Source organism: Nocardioides salsibiostraticola (assembly GCF_054783655.1).
This window is the reverse complement of record NZ_BAAGQD010000026.1, coordinates 266,773-283,373: the sequence shown is the minus strand read 5'-3', so window position 1 is coordinate 283,373 and position 16,601 is coordinate 266,773. Positions and strand designations below refer to the sequence as shown.

General features: G+C 69.2%; 16 protein-coding genes. 10 read left to right on the top strand and 6 right to left on the bottom strand.

What is annotated here, in order from left to right:
• Positions 1 to 28: 28 nt before the first annotated feature.
• Positions 29 to 1,618 carry a phospholipase D family protein gene (locus ACYVLV_RS15880; protein WP_460811379.1) on the bottom strand — a complete coding sequence of 530 codons (1,590 nt, stop codon included), beginning with the start codon at positions 1,616 to 1,618 and terminating at the stop codon, positions 29 to 31.
• 88 nt (positions 1,619 to 1,706) lie between these two features.
• Between ACYVLV_RS15880 and ACYVLV_RS15875 the strand changes: the two genes are divergently transcribed.
• The 3 genes from ACYVLV_RS15875 to ACYVLV_RS15865 all read left to right on the top strand — a co-directional run bounded on the left by ACYVLV_RS15875 (position 1,707) and on the right by ACYVLV_RS15865 (position 5,580).
• Positions 1,707 to 2,186 carry a DUF4112 domain-containing protein gene (locus ACYVLV_RS15875; RefSeq protein ID WP_460811378.1) on the top strand — a complete coding sequence of 160 codons (480 nt, stop codon included), beginning with the start codon at positions 1,707 to 1,709 and terminating at the stop codon, positions 2,184 to 2,186.
• Positions 2,187 to 2,211: 25 nt separating this feature from the next.
• Positions 2,212 to 3,465 carry a uracil-xanthine permease family protein gene (locus ACYVLV_RS15870; RefSeq protein ID WP_460811377.1) on the top strand — a complete coding sequence of 418 codons (1,254 nt, stop codon included), beginning with the start codon at positions 2,212 to 2,214 and terminating at the stop codon, positions 3,463 to 3,465.
• A gap of 105 nt (positions 3,466 to 3,570) precedes the next feature.
• The gene (locus tag ACYVLV_RS15865; protein WP_460811376.1) at positions 3,571 to 5,580 is read left to right on the top strand and encodes a sensor histidine kinase; all 2,010 of its coding nucleotides are present in this window, start codon (positions 3,571 to 3,573) and stop codon (positions 5,578 to 5,580) included.
• 17 nt (positions 5,581 to 5,597) lie between these two features.
• Here the strand turns inward: ACYVLV_RS15865 and ACYVLV_RS15860 are convergent, their stop codons facing one another.
• Both ACYVLV_RS15860 and ACYVLV_RS15855 read right to left on the bottom strand, forming a co-directional pair.
• Complete coding sequence (locus tag ACYVLV_RS15860; RefSeq protein WP_460811375.1) at positions 5,598 to 7,745, bottom strand: RecQ family ATP-dependent DNA helicase; 2,148 nt, start codon at positions 7,743 to 7,745, stop codon at positions 5,598 to 5,600.
• Between the two features lie 94 nt (positions 7,746 to 7,839).
• Positions 7,840 to 8,061: a hypothetical protein gene (locus ACYVLV_RS15855; protein WP_460811374.1), complete on the bottom strand. Its 222-nt coding sequence runs from the start codon at positions 8,059 to 8,061 to the stop codon at positions 7,840 to 7,842.
• Positions 8,062 to 8,193: 132 nt separating this feature from the next.
• On the opposite strand from ACYVLV_RS15855, the gene ACYVLV_RS15850 reads away from it, so the two are divergent.
• Positions 8,194 to 8,781, top strand: a complete 588-nt coding sequence (locus ACYVLV_RS15850) for a collagen-like triple helix repeat-containing protein (RefSeq protein ID WP_460811373.1) — start codon at positions 8,194 to 8,196, stop codon at positions 8,779 to 8,781.
• An 83-nt stretch (positions 8,782 to 8,864) separates the two neighbouring features.
• Here ACYVLV_RS15850 and ACYVLV_RS15845 read toward each other — a convergent pair whose 3' ends face one another.
• Positions 8,865 to 10,850, bottom strand: a complete 1,986-nt coding sequence (locus ACYVLV_RS15845) for a M13 family metallopeptidase (protein WP_460812234.1) — start codon at positions 10,848 to 10,850, stop codon at positions 8,865 to 8,867.
• Between the two features lie 88 nt (positions 10,851 to 10,938).
• On the opposite strand from ACYVLV_RS15845, the gene ACYVLV_RS15840 reads away from it, so the two are divergent.
• The 4 genes from ACYVLV_RS15840 to ACYVLV_RS15825 all read left to right on the top strand — a co-directional run bounded on the left by ACYVLV_RS15840 (position 10,939) and on the right by ACYVLV_RS15825 (position 12,784).
• Positions 10,939 to 11,562, top strand: a complete 624-nt coding sequence (locus ACYVLV_RS15840; RefSeq protein ID WP_460811372.1) for a hypothetical protein — start codon at positions 10,939 to 10,941, stop codon at positions 11,560 to 11,562.
• A 72-nt stretch (positions 11,563 to 11,634) separates the two neighbouring features.
• Positions 11,635 to 11,919: a putative quinol monooxygenase gene (locus ACYVLV_RS15835; RefSeq protein WP_460811371.1), complete on the top strand. Its 285-nt coding sequence runs from the start codon at positions 11,635 to 11,637 to the stop codon at positions 11,917 to 11,919.
• A gap of 81 nt (positions 11,920 to 12,000) precedes the next feature.
• Complete coding sequence (locus ACYVLV_RS15830; protein WP_460811370.1) at positions 12,001 to 12,438, top strand: SRPBCC family protein; 438 nt, start codon at positions 12,001 to 12,003, stop codon at positions 12,436 to 12,438.
• A gap of 64 nt (positions 12,439 to 12,502) precedes the next feature.
• The gene (locus ACYVLV_RS15825; protein WP_460811369.1) at positions 12,503 to 12,784 is read left to right on the top strand and encodes a hypothetical protein; all 282 of its coding nucleotides are present in this window, start codon (positions 12,503 to 12,505) and stop codon (positions 12,782 to 12,784) included.
• Positions 12,785 to 12,841: 57 nt separating this feature from the next.
• Here the strand turns inward: ACYVLV_RS15825 and ACYVLV_RS15820 are convergent, their stop codons facing one another.
• Together ACYVLV_RS15820 and ACYVLV_RS15815 are read right to left on the bottom strand one after the other, a co-directional pair.
• Positions 12,842 to 13,645, bottom strand: a complete 804-nt coding sequence (locus tag ACYVLV_RS15820) for a 2-phosphosulfolactate phosphatase (RefSeq protein ID WP_460811368.1) — start codon at positions 13,643 to 13,645, stop codon at positions 12,842 to 12,844.
• Entirely contained in the window at positions 13,638 to 14,624 is a 987-nt protein-coding gene (locus ACYVLV_RS15815; RefSeq protein ID WP_460811367.1) for an NADPH:quinone oxidoreductase family protein, read from the bottom strand. The genes ACYVLV_RS15820 and ACYVLV_RS15815 overlap by 8 nt, the downstream gene beginning before the upstream one ends.
• A gap of 73 nt (positions 14,625 to 14,697) precedes the next feature.
• Here ACYVLV_RS15815 and ACYVLV_RS15810 point away from each other — a divergent pair, with 73 nt between their 5' ends.
• Both ACYVLV_RS15810 and ACYVLV_RS15805 read left to right on the top strand, forming a co-directional pair.
• A complete protein-coding gene (locus ACYVLV_RS15810) occupies positions 14,698 to 15,603 on the top strand; it encodes an alpha/beta hydrolase fold domain-containing protein (protein ID WP_460811366.1) in 906 nt (301 codons plus the stop codon).
• A complete protein-coding gene (locus tag ACYVLV_RS15805; protein ID WP_460811365.1) occupies positions 15,600 to 16,589 on the top strand; it encodes an SHOCT domain-containing protein in 990 nt (329 codons plus the stop codon). Before ACYVLV_RS15810 ends, ACYVLV_RS15805 begins: the two co-directional genes overlap by 4 nt.
• Positions 16,590 to 16,601: the final 12 nt, after the last annotated feature.

Sequence of the window (16,601 nt, the reverse complement as noted above, 5' to 3'; positions counted from 1 at the left end):
GGCTGCGGGGAATGGTCCGTCGACACGATCAGTGACGGTCCTTGCTCCGCTTGCTGCGGGGACGACCGTCCGGATCGTGTAGCCACCGATAGGGCAGGGCGTACGCCGACCGCGCCACCGCGCCGAGCTCGGGCGGCTGGAGCCGCCGCAGACGGCCGGCCGGACGCGGACCCGCCTGTCCGCCCTCGTGCCAGGCATCGAGCCGGGCCGCGCTGGCGGCGTACGTGTGAAACATGTCGACCGGGTCGACACAGTCGTCCATCGAACCCGGGGTCTCGGGGTCCCGGTCCAGATGCTCGGCGGCGAGGGTGAGGCGCAGCGTGCGGGCGTACTCACCCGCGGTGTCGATCACCACCGCCGACAACTCCGAGTCGTGGGTCCACGAGCGCCGGTTGAAGTTGTCCGACCCGATGGTGGCCCAGACGTCGTCCATGATGCAGGTCTTGGCGTGCACGTAGACCGGCGTCCCCTCGTGGTTCTCCAGGCTGTAGAGCGCCACCCGATCCGGAGCCACCTGAGCCATTTCGAGCATGGCGCGGCGTCGCCCCAGCAGTTGGGGCACGCGAGCCAACGCGCCGTCCTTGTCGGTGTGCCGCGGGACGACCGCCATCACGTGCAGATTCGCGTGCTCGCGCAGCATCTCGGTGAAGGCCTCGCCGATGTGGTGCCCCCAGAGGTACTGGTCCTCGATGTAGACCAATCGGCGCGCCCGCCCGAGCGCCTTGGTGTAGCCCCGGGCGACGCTGCGCTCGCCACCCCGCGCGAAGGGGTAGTCGCGGTTGAACCGCAGATCGGGATAGGTCCTCAGCAGTTGTACGACGTGGGTCCCGCCCTCGACCGGAGGCGGCGGTGGCGCCTGGTCGGGCAGCGGGTCAGGGCTCACGTCCAGACCGCTCCACCGATCCTTGTAGTAGTAGATCGGGTTACGGCTCAGCCGCGTCGGGTCGAGCCACCGCTCCCGGAAAACGGTCTCGACGTCGTGGACGGCCGGGCCCGAGATCGCCGCCTGGATGTCGTGCCAGGGCGGGCGGGCGCCGTACTCCGGGGCCATGTCGACGGCTTGAGGATCCCCGAGGTGCCGCGCGTCGTCGCGGCGCGAGTGACACAGGTCGATGCCGCCGACGTAGGCCACGTCCCGGCTCGGGTCGTCGCGGAACCGGATGACCACCAGCTTCTGGTGGTGCGATCCACCCAGCCGGACCCGCATGTCGAGGAGCGCCTCGGCGCCGCGGGCCTGCAACCTCTTGCCCAGCAACCGGTTCGACTCGTGGCTAAAGCCGAACGCCTCCGAGTGGGACCGCCACACCAACCCGCGTACGTCGACCCCGCGCTCGTCGGCATCCCCCAGGACCTCGACCACCTGGCTCGCGGGGTCGTCGGTGAGCTGCTGATCGGCCTCGCCCTGCCAGTCGGTGAAGTAGACGAGGTCACCGGCCTTCGTCTCCTGGAGCCGCTCGAAGAGCTCCCCGAAGTAGGCGACCCCGTCCACCAACGGGCGCACCAGGTTCCCCTGCGACCACGCATCCGAACCCGGGTGGTGATCGTCGAGACTGGTGAACGGATTGCCGCGCTCCCCCATCCGCAGGAGCCAGTCCGTGGGCCGAGAGTCACCGAGCATGAGGCCACTGTGTCCCATTGCCCGCACCGACGGAAGAGGCACCGTCAGGGGTGGGGTGCGGCGGCTCCGAATCGGTCAGAATGGCGGGGTGGACGAGCCGACGACCAGCACAGGAACAGCCTCGACGAACCGCAGTCAGTGGGTCGCCCGGCTCATGGACGACGCCGTCACCGTGCCGGGCACGAAGATCGGGCTGGGCCTGGACTCGGTCATCGGTCTGGTGCCGGGAGTGGGCGATGTCGCGGGATCGGCCATCTCCGGGGTGATCCTCTACGACGCCGTCCAGCACCGGGTCCCGGTCTCGACGCTGGGTCGGATGGGGTGGAACCTGATCCTCGACGCGGCCCTCGGGCTGGTCCCCGTCGCTGGCGACCTGGCCGACGTCGCCCACCGGGCCAACCGGAAGAACTTTCAGCTGCTCGAGAAGGCGACCGCCGCACACCCGGCCACCAAGCCCCCGACCGCCGGCTACCTGGTCGCGGCCTTCGGTCTCGTCGTACTCCCGTTGATCCTCAGCCTCGCCCTCGGGCTGTTCGTTCTCGTCGTCTTGCTGCGCGCGATCTTCTGACCCGACCCACCACTAGAGTCCCGCCATGGCACTCTCCTGGAAGCTGCACGGCAACGGCAAGACCATCGCCAACGACGAGATCGTCGCCCCCGACGAACGGCTGTCCTGGCCGCTGACCATCGGCTTCGGGGCTCAACACGTCGTCGCCATGTTCGGCGCCACGTTCCTCGTCCCGCTGCTGACCGGCTTCCCGCCCTCAGCGACGTTGTTCTTCTCCGGTGTGGGCACGTTGCTGTTCCTGATCCTGACCAGGAACCGGCTGCCCAGCTACCTCGGCTCGTCGTTCGCCTTCATCGCACCGATCGGAGCGGCGACAGCCGCGCAGGGCATGGGCGCTGCCCTGTTCGGGATCCTGGCGACCGGTCTGCTGCTCGCCCTGGTCGGTGCCATCGTCATGGTGACCGGCACCGGCTGGATCGACGCGCTGATGCCGCCGGTCGTGACGGGCGCCATCGTCGCGCTGATCGGGCTCAACCTCTCGGGCGCGGCCACATCCAACTTCGAGGCGGCGCCCTGGACCGCGCTGGTGACCCTGATGGCCCTACTACTGATCGCGGTCGCGTTCCGCGGTCTGGCCGCGCGGTTGGCGATCGTCCTCGGCGTCGTGATCGGCTACGCGTTCGCCGCGGCGGCCGGCGTCATCGATTTCGACCCGGTGCGCAACGCCGCCTGGGTCGGTTGGCCCGACTTCGCCTCCCCCACGGTGACCTGGTCGGTGCTGCCTGCGTTCCTGCCGGTCGTGCTGGTGTTGGTCGCCGAGAACGTCGGGCACGTGCGCAGCGTGGCGCACCTGACCGAGGACGAGTCCCTCAACGAGCAGACCGGACGAGCACTCCTCGCCGACGGACTGGCGACCACCCTGGCCGGAGCGGGCGGAGGATCGGGTACGACGACGTACGGCGAGAACATCGGCGTCATGGCGGCTACCCGGGTCTACTCCACCGCGGCGTACTGGGTGGCGGGGGTCGTCGCGATCCTGCTCGGCCTGTCACCCAAGATCGGCGCGATCATCAACACCATCCCGGCCGGGGTCCTCGGCGGCGTGACGGTCGCGCTCTACGGCCTGATCGGCATCATCGGCGTGAAGATCTGGGTCGACAACCACGTGGACTTCTCCCGCCCGGTCAATCAGTTCACCGCCGCGGTCGCCCTCGTGATCGGCATCGGCAACCTGTCCCTGGCCACCGGCGACATCCAGATCACCGGGATCGCGTTGGGCACCATCGCCGCCGTGGTCGTCTACCACGGGATGAGCACGGTGGAACGCCTGCGCAGCTGAGTGATTCGCGGTCAACGGAGGGAGATACCCACCCGAAACCATCGTTCTCGTATCTCCTCCGCCCACCCGTGGAAGTATGCCGCCGGAGGGACTGAGGAGGTCACCGTGCCGCACCGGCACCGGGGTGTTGGCTACGGCCTAGCCACCCTGGCTCTGATCGGTGGCGCCTCCAACCTCCTGGCGGCACCGAATCCCGACCACATCTTCGCCAGCTGGACCCTCGTCCCGGCGATCGCCGCCGTGGCGATCCTGTGGCACAACCGCGTCCTCTGGTCGGTGCTCGCCGGACTCGCGGCGGGTTCGTCGTACGCGCTGGTCGACCGGCCCCCGGCGGTGGCGCTCGTCGGTGGGGTGGGTTCGGGTCTGCTCGTCTGGATCGGGGCCGGACTGGTCCGCGGCCGCGACGGACTGGTCCTGCACGACGAGCAGGATCTACAGCGCCTGTTGCGAGCGGCGCTCCTTCTGGGTCTGGGATCGGGTGCTCTCGGTCTGGCGATGGAGATCACCTGGGGACGCGACCTCTTCGGTCTGATGCCGCTGGCCTTCGCTGGGACAGCCTCCGCGTCCGTCCTCGCGCTGATGCCGCTGGTCTCGGGCCTTCCCGGTCACGCAGCCCCGGCCGGACGGCGCGAACGCCGGGCCCAGTGGCTGGTCATCGGGGTGCTGAACCTGGTGATCGTGATGCCCGCAGGTCCTCAACAACTCTCCTTGCTTCTCCTGTTGCCCACGCTCGGGTGGGGGGCCTCCCGCCTCACGCCGCGACAGGCACTGGTTCAGCTCTACGGCAGCCTCCTGGTGCTCGCCACCGCAACGTTCCTCGAGACCGGCGCACTGTTGGAACTCTCCACCGTCTACGGCCTCGACGAGAACATCTCAGGGCTCGTCCTGGTGGCCTTCGCGGTGGTCGCCTCGCTCGTGTCGATCACCATCGTGCTGCGCACCCACGAAGGAATCCAGCGCGCCGAGGAGACCGCCGCGCAACGCGACCTGGTGCAGCAGGTCCTGGACGCCACCACCGGAGTCGCCATCATCGGCTCCGACGACGCCGAGGTCATCACCCATTTCAACGTGGGCGCCGAGCAGCTCCTCGGCTGGTCCGCGGACGACATGCTGGGCCGACCTCGCTCCGTGTTGCACCCACCGAACGGGGAGGCAGCGCCGGCCGACGACCAGGGCGGCGTCCAGATGGACTTCCTGTGTGCCGACGGTCGAGTGCGTACCCACCTGTTGTCGTGGTCCCCGCTCCGTGACTCCGCCGGTCGGCCGCGCGGTCGGCTGTCCACCTCCGAGGACATCACCGACGTCGTCGCCACGACCCGGGCGCTGGCCGACACTCTGGATCGTCAGCGGGTCCTGGACGAGGCCAAGGACGCCTTCGTCGCCACGATCAGTCATGAGCTGCGTACGCCGCTGACCAGCATCGTGGGCAACATCGAGATGGTGCAGGACGGGGCGTACGGCGAGGTCGCGCCGCCCCTCTCGGTCGCGGTGGACCGCGTGTCGCGCAACAGTCTGCGGCTGCTGGCCCTGGTCGAGGACCTGCTGCTGCTCTCGCAGATCGAGAAACGCGACGCCGGCGGAGGCGGGCCCGTAGACGTCGCCGAACTCGTGGCCGACGTCTGCGACCGGGCGGGCTCGGCCCATCCCGGCGCGACCATCGTGCGTGACCGACCGTCGGACCCGGTTCTGGTCACCGGGCGCGCGCGTGAACTGAACCGGGCTCTCGAGCACCTGATCGACAACGCCATCAAGTTCAGCCCCGACCACCCAGGTGCCCGAGTCCGGCTCATCACCACGCTGGACGAGGTCACCCTCGAGGTGACGGACGAGGGCATCGGGATCCCAGAGCACGAGTTGTCGACGCTGTTCCAGCGTTTCGCTCGGGGACAGACGGCCTCGGAGCGTGAGATCCAGGGGACCGGCCTGGGCCTGGCCATCGTCGCGGACGTCGCCCACCACCACCGGGGGTCGGTGACCGTCGCCTCGACCGAGGGCGTCGGCAGCACATTCGTCCTGGTGCTGCCGCGACGCGAAGCCACCTCACCCGCGGAACCGGCGTGGGGCGCCAACGAATCGGTCGTCGCAGCGAGCGCGAGTCCGAACGGCCGCCGATAGCTCAACTCTGGGCTAGTTCAACTCTGGGCAGCGAGCACCAGCGGCAGCACCTCGGCCGCGCCGGCCTCGGCCAACGCCACCGCGGCCAGCGTCAGGGTCCATCCGGTGGCCGTCAGGTCGTCGACCAGCAACACCCGCTGACCCTCGAGCGCACCCGGGTCGGCCTCCACCCGGCAGCGGCGGCGTACGGCGGCGACGCGTTGGGCGGAGTTCATCGAACCCGCACCAGGCGGGACGTCGGGGTCGACCACCGCCCAGCGGCCGACCACTGGCACCTTCAGGAACCGGGACAGACCCTCCGCCAGATCGGCGGCGAGCCGGGGACGGGTCACCGACTCCGCGACCACGATCACGTCCACCGCGGGGCGCCAGTCCTGGAGGACCTCGATCACCGCACGGACCAGGTTGTCGGGCACCGTCTGCTCGCGCTGATCGGGGGCGTCGGCGCGGAACAGGTCGCGCAGGGCGTTGCCGTAGCCGAGGTCGGTCAGCCGGGCGACCGCCCGGCCCGGCTGGGGCGGCGAGGCGATCTTGCCCTTCAGCGGCAGCCCCATCGCGGCGAGCCCGGTGGGCCACATCTTGCGCGGGTCGACGGTGACCCCCGGGCGCGCCAAACGCGAGGTGGCCTCCTCGATCGCGGCTGCGGACACGTCCGTGGACAGGGTCAGACCCCCACAGTTGTCACAACGTCCGCAGTCCTCGGCGTCGGGATCGTCGAGCTGCTCACGCAGGTAACGCATCCGGCACTCGTCGGTGTCCAGGTAGGCCAACATCGCCTGCTGTTCACTGGCGCGCGCCTCGGCGACGCGGGCGTAGCGCTCGGCGTCGTACTCCCAGGAACGACCGGTCGACTCCCACCCGCCCTTGACCCGGCGCACCGCGCCGTCGACGTCGAGCACCTTCAACAGGGTCTCCAGGCGGGTCCGGCTCAGCTCCACATGGGTCTCCAGGGCCGGGGTGCTCATCGGCTTGCCCTCCTGGGCCAGCACCTCCAGGGTCTGGCGCACGACCTCCTCACGCGGGAAGGCCAGCGAGGCGAAGTAGGCCCAGATGTCTCGGTCCTCCAGCGCGGGCAGCAACACCACCGAGGCGGTGTCGTCGGCGTTGGCCAGACCACGGCCGGCACGACCCACCTGTTGGTAGTAGGAGACCGGCGAGGACGGAGCGCCGAGGTTGACCACGAACCCGAGCGTCGCGTCGAAGCCCATGCCCAAGGCACTCGTCGCGATCAGCGCCTTCACCCGACCGGCCGCGAGGTCCTGCTCGAGGGCGTTGCGTTCGGTCGGGTCGGTCTGGCCGGAGTACGCCGCCACGTCGTGCCCGCGCGAACGCAGATAGTCGGCGACCTCCTGGGTGGCCGAGACGGTCAGGCAGTAGACGATGCCGGACCCGGGCTGCTCGGCCAGGTGGTCGGCCAGCCAGGCCAGCCGCTGTTGGGCTGTCTTGAGCCGCACCACACCGAGCTTCAGCGACTCCCGGTCCAGGGAGCCGCGCAGCACCAACACCTCACCGCGTTGTCGCTGGGCATCGCCGCTCAGTTGTCCGCCCAACTGTTCGGCAACGTCGGTGGTGACCCGCGAGTTGGCGGTGGCGGTGGTGGCCAGGACCGGGATCCCGTCGGGCAACTCGTCCAGCAGGGTCTTGATCCGGCGGTAGTCGGGACGGAAGTCGTGCCCCCAGTCGGAGATGCAGTGGGCCTCGTCGACCACCAGCAGCCCGCAGGTGGCGGCCAACCGCGGCAGCACCTCGTCGCGGAAACCCGGGTTGTTCAGCCGTTCCGGACTCACCAGGAGTACGTCGACCTCCCCGGCCGCGATGGCCGCGTGGCCCTCCTCCCACTGCTCGAGGTTGGTGGAGTTGATCGTGACGGCGCGGATGCCGGCCCGCTCGGCCGCGGCGATCTGGTTGCGCATCAGTGCCAGCAGCGGGGAGACGATGACCGTCGGCCCGGCCCCGGCCTCCCGCAGCAGAAGCGTGGCGACGAAGTAGACCGCCGACTTCCCCCAGCCGGTGCGTTGCACGACCAGGGCGCGCTGCTTGTCGACCGCGAGCGCCTCGATGGCCCGCCACTGGTCGTCGCGCAGTCGCGCATCCTCGCGGCCCACCAGGGCCTGCAGGTGGCGCTCGGCGGCGTCGCGGGTGGTGGAGTCGACATCAACAGGCATGAGCGTGTGTCTACCAGGGTCTGCCGACATCGACGGTTCGTCATCCACAGGCATCCGCCGCGAAGGCAGACGGTGACCGAGCGATCGGCGATCGTCATGAGAAACAGTTTGTCGGTCCGAAAGGCTCCGCGCCTGAGTCGTCGTACCCAGATCTGGTGACGTCGGATTCGACCAACCCCACGGTGACCGCACTGATCCCCCGGAAGGTCGCACCGAACTCCGCGTCCAAGGCAGCCGCGGAAGGGACCATGACGGGCAGCAGCATCAGCGTGGTGAGGGTCAGCGATCGGAACCGCGACACGCGAATGATGGCCATCTCCACGACCCTGTCGGGGGGCCGGACGCGGCGCCTGAGCCCTCGTACCTAGATCAGCACTCTCGTCTGGGGGCTGGATACCTAGTTCAGAAATCCGATCCGTAGATCTCAGGGCCCGCTTATTCTTCGATCATGACCCCCACTCCCCCCACCGCCACCACGCCGGCGCGCAGTCGACGAGTCACCCCGACCCTGATCATCGCCGCGACCTGCCTGGTCCTCGGTTCCACCGGCGGCGCCGTCGCCGGAACCGTCATCACCGGCAAGCAGATCAAGAACAACACCGTGACCAGCGTCGACATCAAGGACAAGTCGCTACGCACCAAGGACCTGGCCAACGGGACGATCAAGCGCCTCAAGGGCGCCCCGGGTGCCGACGGTCGCCAGGGATCACCCGGCGGCCAGGGCGAGCAGGGGCCCATCGGCCGCCAGGGCGACCAGGGGGAACCCGGACCTCAGGGTCCCGCCGGTTTCTCTCAACTCACCTACGTCTCAGCCACGTCGGCCTCGGTCGCGAACGGCCAGGTCACCTCGGTGACCGCCACCTGCGAGACGGGCAAGACTGCCATCTCGGCGGGCGCCGAGTGGGTGGGCAACGACGCCAGTCCGGTCGAGGTCATCGCCGATCCCGCGAACCCGGACCGGTGGACGGCGCGCGGCACCAACAACGGCGCTGCCACCACACTGCGGATCCGGGTCCTCTGCGCCTATACCGGCTGAGGCCGACCGCCGAGTCGGCGCAACTTGACGCCTCAGGGAGCCCGAGTCGGCGCTAATTCAACAACAAGCGCCGACTCGCGGGTTCACCAGATCCGCACGCGCTCCTCGGGAGCCAGCCACAGCCCGTCACCGGGCGCGGTCGCGAAGACCTCGTGGAACTCGTCGAGGTTCCGCACGATGTTGGCGCGGAACTCCGGCGGGGAGTGCGGGTCGATGGTGAGGTACTGCTGCTCCTGCTCGCGGCGACGCTTGGTGCGCCAGACGTAGCTCCAGTTCAGGAACAGCGCCTGGCGTTCCTCCACACTGGCCGAGCCGTCCTGGCTGATCACGAACGCCTTGTGCCCGATGGTGAGCCCACCGAGGTCGCCGATGTTCTCCCCGACGGTCAGCGAGCCGTTGACCTTCTCCCCGGGCAGAGCGCGCGGCTCGAACTGGTCGTACTGCTCGATCAGGGCCTTCGACTTCACCTCGAAGGCGGCCTTGTCGTCGGCGGTCCACCAGTCGTTGAGGTTCCCGGCGCCGTCGTACTGAGCCCCCTGGTCGTCGAAACCGTGCCCGATCTCGTGGCCGATCACCGACCCGATCCCGCCGTAGTTCTCAGCCGGGTCCGCGTCGGCGGAGAAGAACGGCTTCTGCAGGATTCCGGCGGGGAAGCAGATCTCGTTGGTGCCCGGGTTGTAGTAGGCGTTCACGGTCTGCGGGAGCATGAACCACTCGTCGCGGTCCACCGGCGCACCGATCTTGCGCAGCTGCCGGTCGGTCTCGAACGCGGAGGACGAGGCGACGTTGCCGAGCAGATCGTCGGCGGTGATGTGCAGGTCGGAGTAGTCCCGGAAGGACTCGGGGTAGGCGATCTTGGGCCGGAAGGTGTCGAGCTTCTCGTAGGCCCGCTGCTTGGTCTCCTCGGTCATCCAGTCCAACGTGGAGATCGATTCGCGGTAGGCCGCCAGCAGGTTGGCCACCAGGTCGTCCATCAGGGCCTTGGAGCTCGGCGGGAAGTGGCGGGCGACGTACTCCTGGCCGACGGCCTCGCCCAGAGCACCCTCGACCAGGGAGACCCCGCGCTTCCAACGTGCCCGCAGCTCGGGTGTGCCGTTCAGGGTGCGGCCGTAGAAGTCGAAGTTGGCCTCCACGAACTCATCGGTGAGGTACGGCGCCCCCGAGCGCAGGACGTGCAGCAGCAGCCAGTCCTTCCACTGCTCGATCGGGACCTCGGTCAGCACGGTCGAGAGGTGCTCGAAGTAGGAGGGCTGACGGCAGCAGACCTCGGAGAGCACCGTGTTCGGGTCGATGTCGCTGGCGCTCAGGTTGGTGACGTAGGCGTCCCAGTCGAAGGCCCCGCACAGTTCCTTGAGGTCGGCGTGGGTCAGCAGGTTGTAGGTCTTCTGAACGTCGCGGCACTCGGCGCGCTCCCAGTGGCCGGCGGCCAGGCGGGTGTCGATGTCCAGGACGGTCGCCGCAGCGCCCTCCGGGTCCGGGTGATCACCGAGGCGCAGCAGGTTCGTGATGTAGGCGAGGTACTTCTCGCGGATCTCGGCGAACTTCTCCTCCCGGTAATAGGACTCGTCTGGAAGACCGAGGCCGCCCTGGGCGAGGTGGAAGAGGTAGCGCTCGGAGTCACGGTCGTCGTTGTTGATGTAGGAGCCGAACAGGCCGTAGCCGCCGATCCGCTCGAACTCGCCGAGGAACGCCGCGAGGTCGCGGACGTCGCGCAGGGCGCCGACGGCATCGATGAGCGGACGCAGGGGGCGCACGCCGTGGGCGTTGACCGCCTCCTCGTCCATGAAGGAGGCAAAGAGGTCCCCGATCTTGCGGCTGTCTCCGCCATCGCCGGGCCCATCGCCCGGGCCGTCGTCGGACGCATCGGACTCGGCGCGCTGCTGGGCCAGGGATTCGATGATGTCGCGCACCTGTCCCTCGGCCACGTCGGCGAGCTGCACGAACGGTCCCCAACTCGAGCGATCCGAGGGGATCTCGGTCTCCTCGAGCCAGCGTCCGTTGACGTGACCGAACAGGTCGTCCTGGGGGCGGATATCGGGGTTCATGCCCTTGCGGGCGTCATCAAGCATGCTCACGCCCGAAGGGTAACGCCGCCCGGTGACACTCCACCGCATCGCTCGCCAGCGAGAACCCCGCCCGAGGACTATCGTGGGCGCGGTGAAGGCACCTGCACGAATCAGACGGGCCACGCTGGCGGCGTGCCTCACCGGCTTCCTAGCTCTGACCGCCTGCACCGCACCCATCGAACCCGAGCGGATCAGCGGACCCCTGGCTGAGGATCCGCTCACCGCCGTGACCCCCGGACCCCTGCTTCTGGACCTACCCAGCAAGTCCCGGGTGGCCTCCTTCGGCGGGGTCGTCCTGTGTTCGACCCGACCGGGGGCCGACATCCAACTGGACCGGGTCCGTTACGACTTCTCGGTCGCCCCCGTCCTGGCCACCGCCTGGATGCGGGCCGTGCCGACCGTCGATGACCGCACCGAGGGCCGCGACTTCGACTGGCGCCCCCTGACGGTCACCCAGGGCTTCCCGCCCGAGACGTTCAAGCAGGGCCCCTACCTGGGTGAGTTCACCAAGGACCTCGAGGACTACGACATCGTGCAGTTGTGCGCCGGGGTCGCGAACCTCGCCGCCCCGCGCCAAGAACTCGTCACGGCCGTCAAGGCCGAGGCGGAGGGTGTCGCCCTGGAGCGGATGATGGTCGACTACCACGTCGGGACGACCGACTACACCCTGACGATCCCGGTCGATGCCAAGGTGTGCGGCACCGAGGTCTGCTGACCGGCAGCCCTCACCGACACCCCCGCCGGCGTCCTGAAGCTCGACGTATTGCCTGGCTCCTATGATCGGGCCATGAGTTCACTACAGGTCGTGGCCACCCTTCCCACCAACGGCGACCCCGCAGCCGCCCAGGCACTCTCGACGCTCGCCGCCGCCTCCCGCGAGGAGGAGGGCTGCCTGAGGTACGACATCTTCGCCTCCGCTTCCGCTTCCGGCGTCTTCGTCACCATCGAGGAATGGCGCAGCCAGGAGGACCTGGACGCCCACATGACCACCCCCCACATCGGCCAGGCCTTCGAGGTCGTCGGACCGATGCTCACCGGCGAGGTCACCATCCACCCGCTCCAGGACATCTGAGCGCACCCGCACCCCTTTTTCGACCGACCTTCACCCCTCGGGGCGTTGTTCGGCTCTCTCGGCGTGCCTACGGTGGATCGCATGACCACCGTGACCCGAACCTTCAGCGTTCAGCCTGCGCCGCAGACCGTCATCGACTACCTCAAGGACTTCACGAACGCCGAGGAGTGGGACCCGGGCACCGAGTCCTGCACCCGCAACGACTCCGGTGAGATCAAGGTCGGCTCGACGTTCCACAACGTCTCCAAGATCGCCGGAGTCAGCACCGAGCTGACCTACACGTTGGAGACGCTGACCGCCGACACCATCGTGTTGGTCGGGAAGAACGAGACCGCCACCTCGACCGACACCATCACTGTCCGCCCCGACGGGTCGGGTAGTGAGGTCACCTACGAGGCCGTCATCGAGATGAAGGGCGCGGCCAAGTTGGCCGCTCCCGTGGTGAAGTTGGTGTTCGAGAAGATCGGGTCCGACACCGAGGACGACATGACCCAGGCGCTCAACCGCCTCACCTCCTGATCGACCCCCCCCAACCGCAAACGCAACCCAGCCACCCCACCCTCAACTACAAGGAGTAACGACTATGTCGAAACTGTCCCTTCTGGCCGCCGGTTCCATCGGATTCCTGCTGGGCTCCCGAGCCGGCCACGCGCCGTACGAGAAGGCCGCCGAGACCGCCAAGCGTGTCCGCTCCAACCCCAAGGTCGACCAGGGCGTCGAGCAGGCCAAGGCCGCCGCCGCCGAGAAGGCCTCCGAGGCCGCGTCCACCGCCAAGGCCAAGGTCACCGACCTGACGTCCGGCGGCTCGAACCCCGACCTCCCCGCCGGCTACGGCGACGACGCCGCCCCTCAGGGCGCGATCTGATCTACCCGGCCTGATTCACACAGCCTGATTCATCCTGCGGACGGGGAACGCCAGTCGCTATTCAGCGACGAAGGCGTCCCCGTCCAGCACGGGTACGACGGTGCTCGCGTCGGTGCGCGACGCGACTCGCATGTCGTCCTCGAAGCCCTTCTCGATCAGCTCCTGACCGGACGCGGTGGCGCTGAGCCCCTCGGCCATCCGGTGCTCCATGGCGTGGAACCACTCGCCGGCCAATGTCGCCTCGCCGCTCACCCCGGGCACCCCGAGCTCGGCCAGGGCAGCGGCCACCGCGCCCGCTCCCCAGATGTCCTCAGCGGCCGGGCGTAGCGAGCCGTCGGTCCACTGCTCGCCCGCCGCGATGATGGCCACGATGCCGTCCTTGCCCAGCCGCGGTTGTATCCATCGTGCGACCGCATGCCGGTTCCGCAGGCAGGCCCCCACCACGGTGATGCCCTCCTCGGCCAGTCCGAAGCTGATGGCCGATCCGTTCGGGGAGGGCAGCACCACCCGTGCGACCGGAGCCGCGCTGGCCATGTGGGCCGGCGACAGGCTCACCGGCGGACGGGGCTGTCGTTGCGCCACCTCCCGGGCCTCAGCGCGACCCAGGGCCAGCACTGCGTCGTGCTCGGCGGCGTACTCCCGCGCACCCTCGCTGCCCCAGCGGTAGGGCAGCACGGTCATCCCGCGTTCGGCGGCGACGGTCAGGGTGGTGGTGAAGGACAGGACATCGACCACCACGGCGTACGACGCGCCGGTCATGATGGCGGACGCACCCACCGGGCCCGACGCCAATCGGACCCGTGACTCGAGTTGGGCGTGGGCCGGGTGCTCGGCCAGGCCACCGCCGGGGGCCTCACTCACGGAATCGGACCACACCCTTGCCGAGCGTGCGGCGCTCATCCATGTCGACCAGCGCCTGACCGAAGTCCTCGAGTTCGTAGACCTTGCCGACCGGGGGCTTGATCACGCCGGACTCCATCATCGGCATGAGTTCGGCCCACTGGTCCTGCATGTAGCCGGGGCGCAGCATCGCGTAGGCACCCCAGCCGACACCGCGGACGTCGACGTTGTTGAGCAACAGCCGGTTGACCTTGACCTCGGGTATGCCCTGACCGGACGCGAAGCCGACTACGAGCAGCCGGCCCTGAGGGGCCAGGGACCGCAGCGAGTCCATGAAGAGGTCTCCACCGACGACGTCCATGACCAGGTCGGCGCCCCTGCCGTCGGTCAGGGCGAGGACGGCATCCTTGAACGCGCCCTTCTCGTCGGCCAGGTCGCTGAGCACGATCACCTCGTCGGCCCCGGCCGCGCGGGCCACGTCGCCCTTCTCGGCGGTGCTGACCACAGCGATGCTGCGGGCGTCGTACCCCTTGGCGACCTGGATGGTCGCGGTCCCCACGCCACCGGCGGCACCGAGCACCAACACGGTCTCGCCGGGCTTGATGTCGCCGCGTTCGGCAAGGGCGAACTGCGCGGTCAGATAGTTCATCGGCAGGGCGGCGCCCTCGTCGAAGGTGATGGTGTCGGGCAACGCGAAGACGAACATGCCGGGGACGGCGACGCGGTCGGCCGCGCCTCCCCAGCCGAGGACCCCGGCCACCCGTTGGCCGACCTCGAAGCCGGGTCCGCTGACCACAGTGCCGGCCAGGTCGACGCCGAGGGTGAACGGGGGCTCGGGCTTCATCTGGTACTCGCCGCGGCTCAGCAGCAGGTCGGGGAAGGAGGTTCCGACACTGTGGACCTCGATGACGACGTCCTCGGGGCCGGCTTCCGGCTCGTCGATGTCGTCGATCCGCAGATCGTCGGGACCGGTCAGGGTGTGGACTCGCACAGCTCGCATGCCCTCACGGTAGTGGCTGCCCCTGTGCGGATCACGCAGCCATCCGCGCGCCGTACGGCGTCGAACACCGTCGGTGAGACTCTCCGATCGGCTCCAGGCCACGATCATGCACGCCACCGCGCGCTGGACGGTGAACTACGGCGCCGATCTGCGCTTCGCCGGGACCGACCTCCCGCGCCCGACCACGCTGTCCGTCCCGACCCGACACGGGAAGGTCCCGGTGCACGTCTATCGCGATCCGGCCTGGGGGCAGCAGGACGCCGGGCAGTCCTCCACCAACTCCCGCGGGGTCTACGTCCACTTCCACGGCGGCGCCTGGTTGATGCGCTACCCACAGATGGACGACTTCTGGTGCCGGTACGTCGTGGCGACGGCCGGCGTCACGGTCGTCAACGTCGACTTCCGCACCGGCCCCTACGTCACCTATCCGGTCGCCCAGGAGCAGTGCCACGACGTCACCGCCTGGTTGGCCGCCCACGGCGCGGACCTGGATCTGGACGGGGACCGGATCGGGGTCGGCGGATTCTCCTCGGGAGGTGGCCTCGCGGCGTCGGTGTGCCTCCAGGCGCGGGACTCCGGTGCCTTCCGGCCCCGACTGCAGGTGCTCGGCGTACCGGCCCTGGATCTGGCCAGCGATCTGCCTCCGGGTCCCGGGATGATCTCGCCGGAGCTGAGGGGGCTCGTACGACGGGTCTACTTCCCCGACGTGGAGCGACGCTCCGAGCCCTACGCCTCTCCCGTGCTGGCCGATGACCTCACGGACCTGCCGCCGGCCGTCATCCTCACCGCCGAGCGCGACACCCTGCGACCCGACGGTGAGCGCTACGCGCAGCGCCTCCGGGAGGCGGGCGTGCCGGTGGTCTACGACATGACCCCGAACGCCGAGCACTACTGGCTGACCTCGGATCTGCTGCGCGCCAAAGACACCATGGCCATGATGGCCCACGAGATCGCTACATCACTCACACTGGACCCATGAGGCTCGGGGCGAAGATCTCGACCCGCAAGGCGGGGAAGCTACTCGCGCAGGTCGCGCAGGTGCTTCTCCCGGGCGAGCGGGTCACGTTCGTCTGCCAATGCTCGAGCGCGCGGCCCTCCTGCCGCTTCCTCCTGGTCACCTCCCACCGGGTGATCGGTTGGTCCGGAGAGCCCGCGATCGAGTTCCGGTACGTCGACCCGGTGACGGTCCGGGTCGATCACGAGGAGGTCATCCTCGCCGCCGCCTCCATTTCCCACCGGTTCGGCTCGGTGGTCGCGGGCGATCGGGTGCTCCTCGCCGAGGCCGTTGCGGCCGCTCAGCAGGCACTCGGCACCCATCACGGCGCGGAGGTGCAGGCTGCGTTCGACGCTGCCGCACCGACGCCGGAGCAGGCGTCCGCCGCCCAACTCGAACGCGCTCGGACCGGCCTTTGGCCCGACACCCTCATCGTGGGGGGCGGGTTGAGTCGCACGGCCAGCCGGGCCGTCCTGCGCTTGTGTCGCCCCGCCGAAGAACCGTGGCTCATCCTGATCGGAGGCAACCAGGCGGGCCTGATGATCGCTTGGGAGGACCGCATCGCGCTGCTGCGTTCCGAACAGTGGGCCGACCTCGCCGCGCAACCGTTCGATCCCGGCGCCGACCCCGCGGCCGACCCCAACCCCCTGGCCGAGACCTACCGCCTGTGGGAACTGGCCAAGATCCAGTACGACCCGGGCCTTCTCGTCGGCACCCTGATCTTCCGCACCACCACCGGCGATGCGCGTCGGCACCCGAGCATGAGCCTGACCGCGATCGAACACCGGATGGTCCTGCCCTACCTCATCGAGCTCGGCCGGCGCATCGCCAAGGCAAAGAAGCCGGTGGACACCTCCCCGCCCCCCCGCCTCGACGTCGCGGCCGAGTTGCGTTCCCTGGAAAGCCTCAGGGACGCCGGGCTGATCTCAGCCAAGGAGTACGCGCGCGCCAAGGCCCGGCTCGGGGGGTGAAGTCGACCGGCT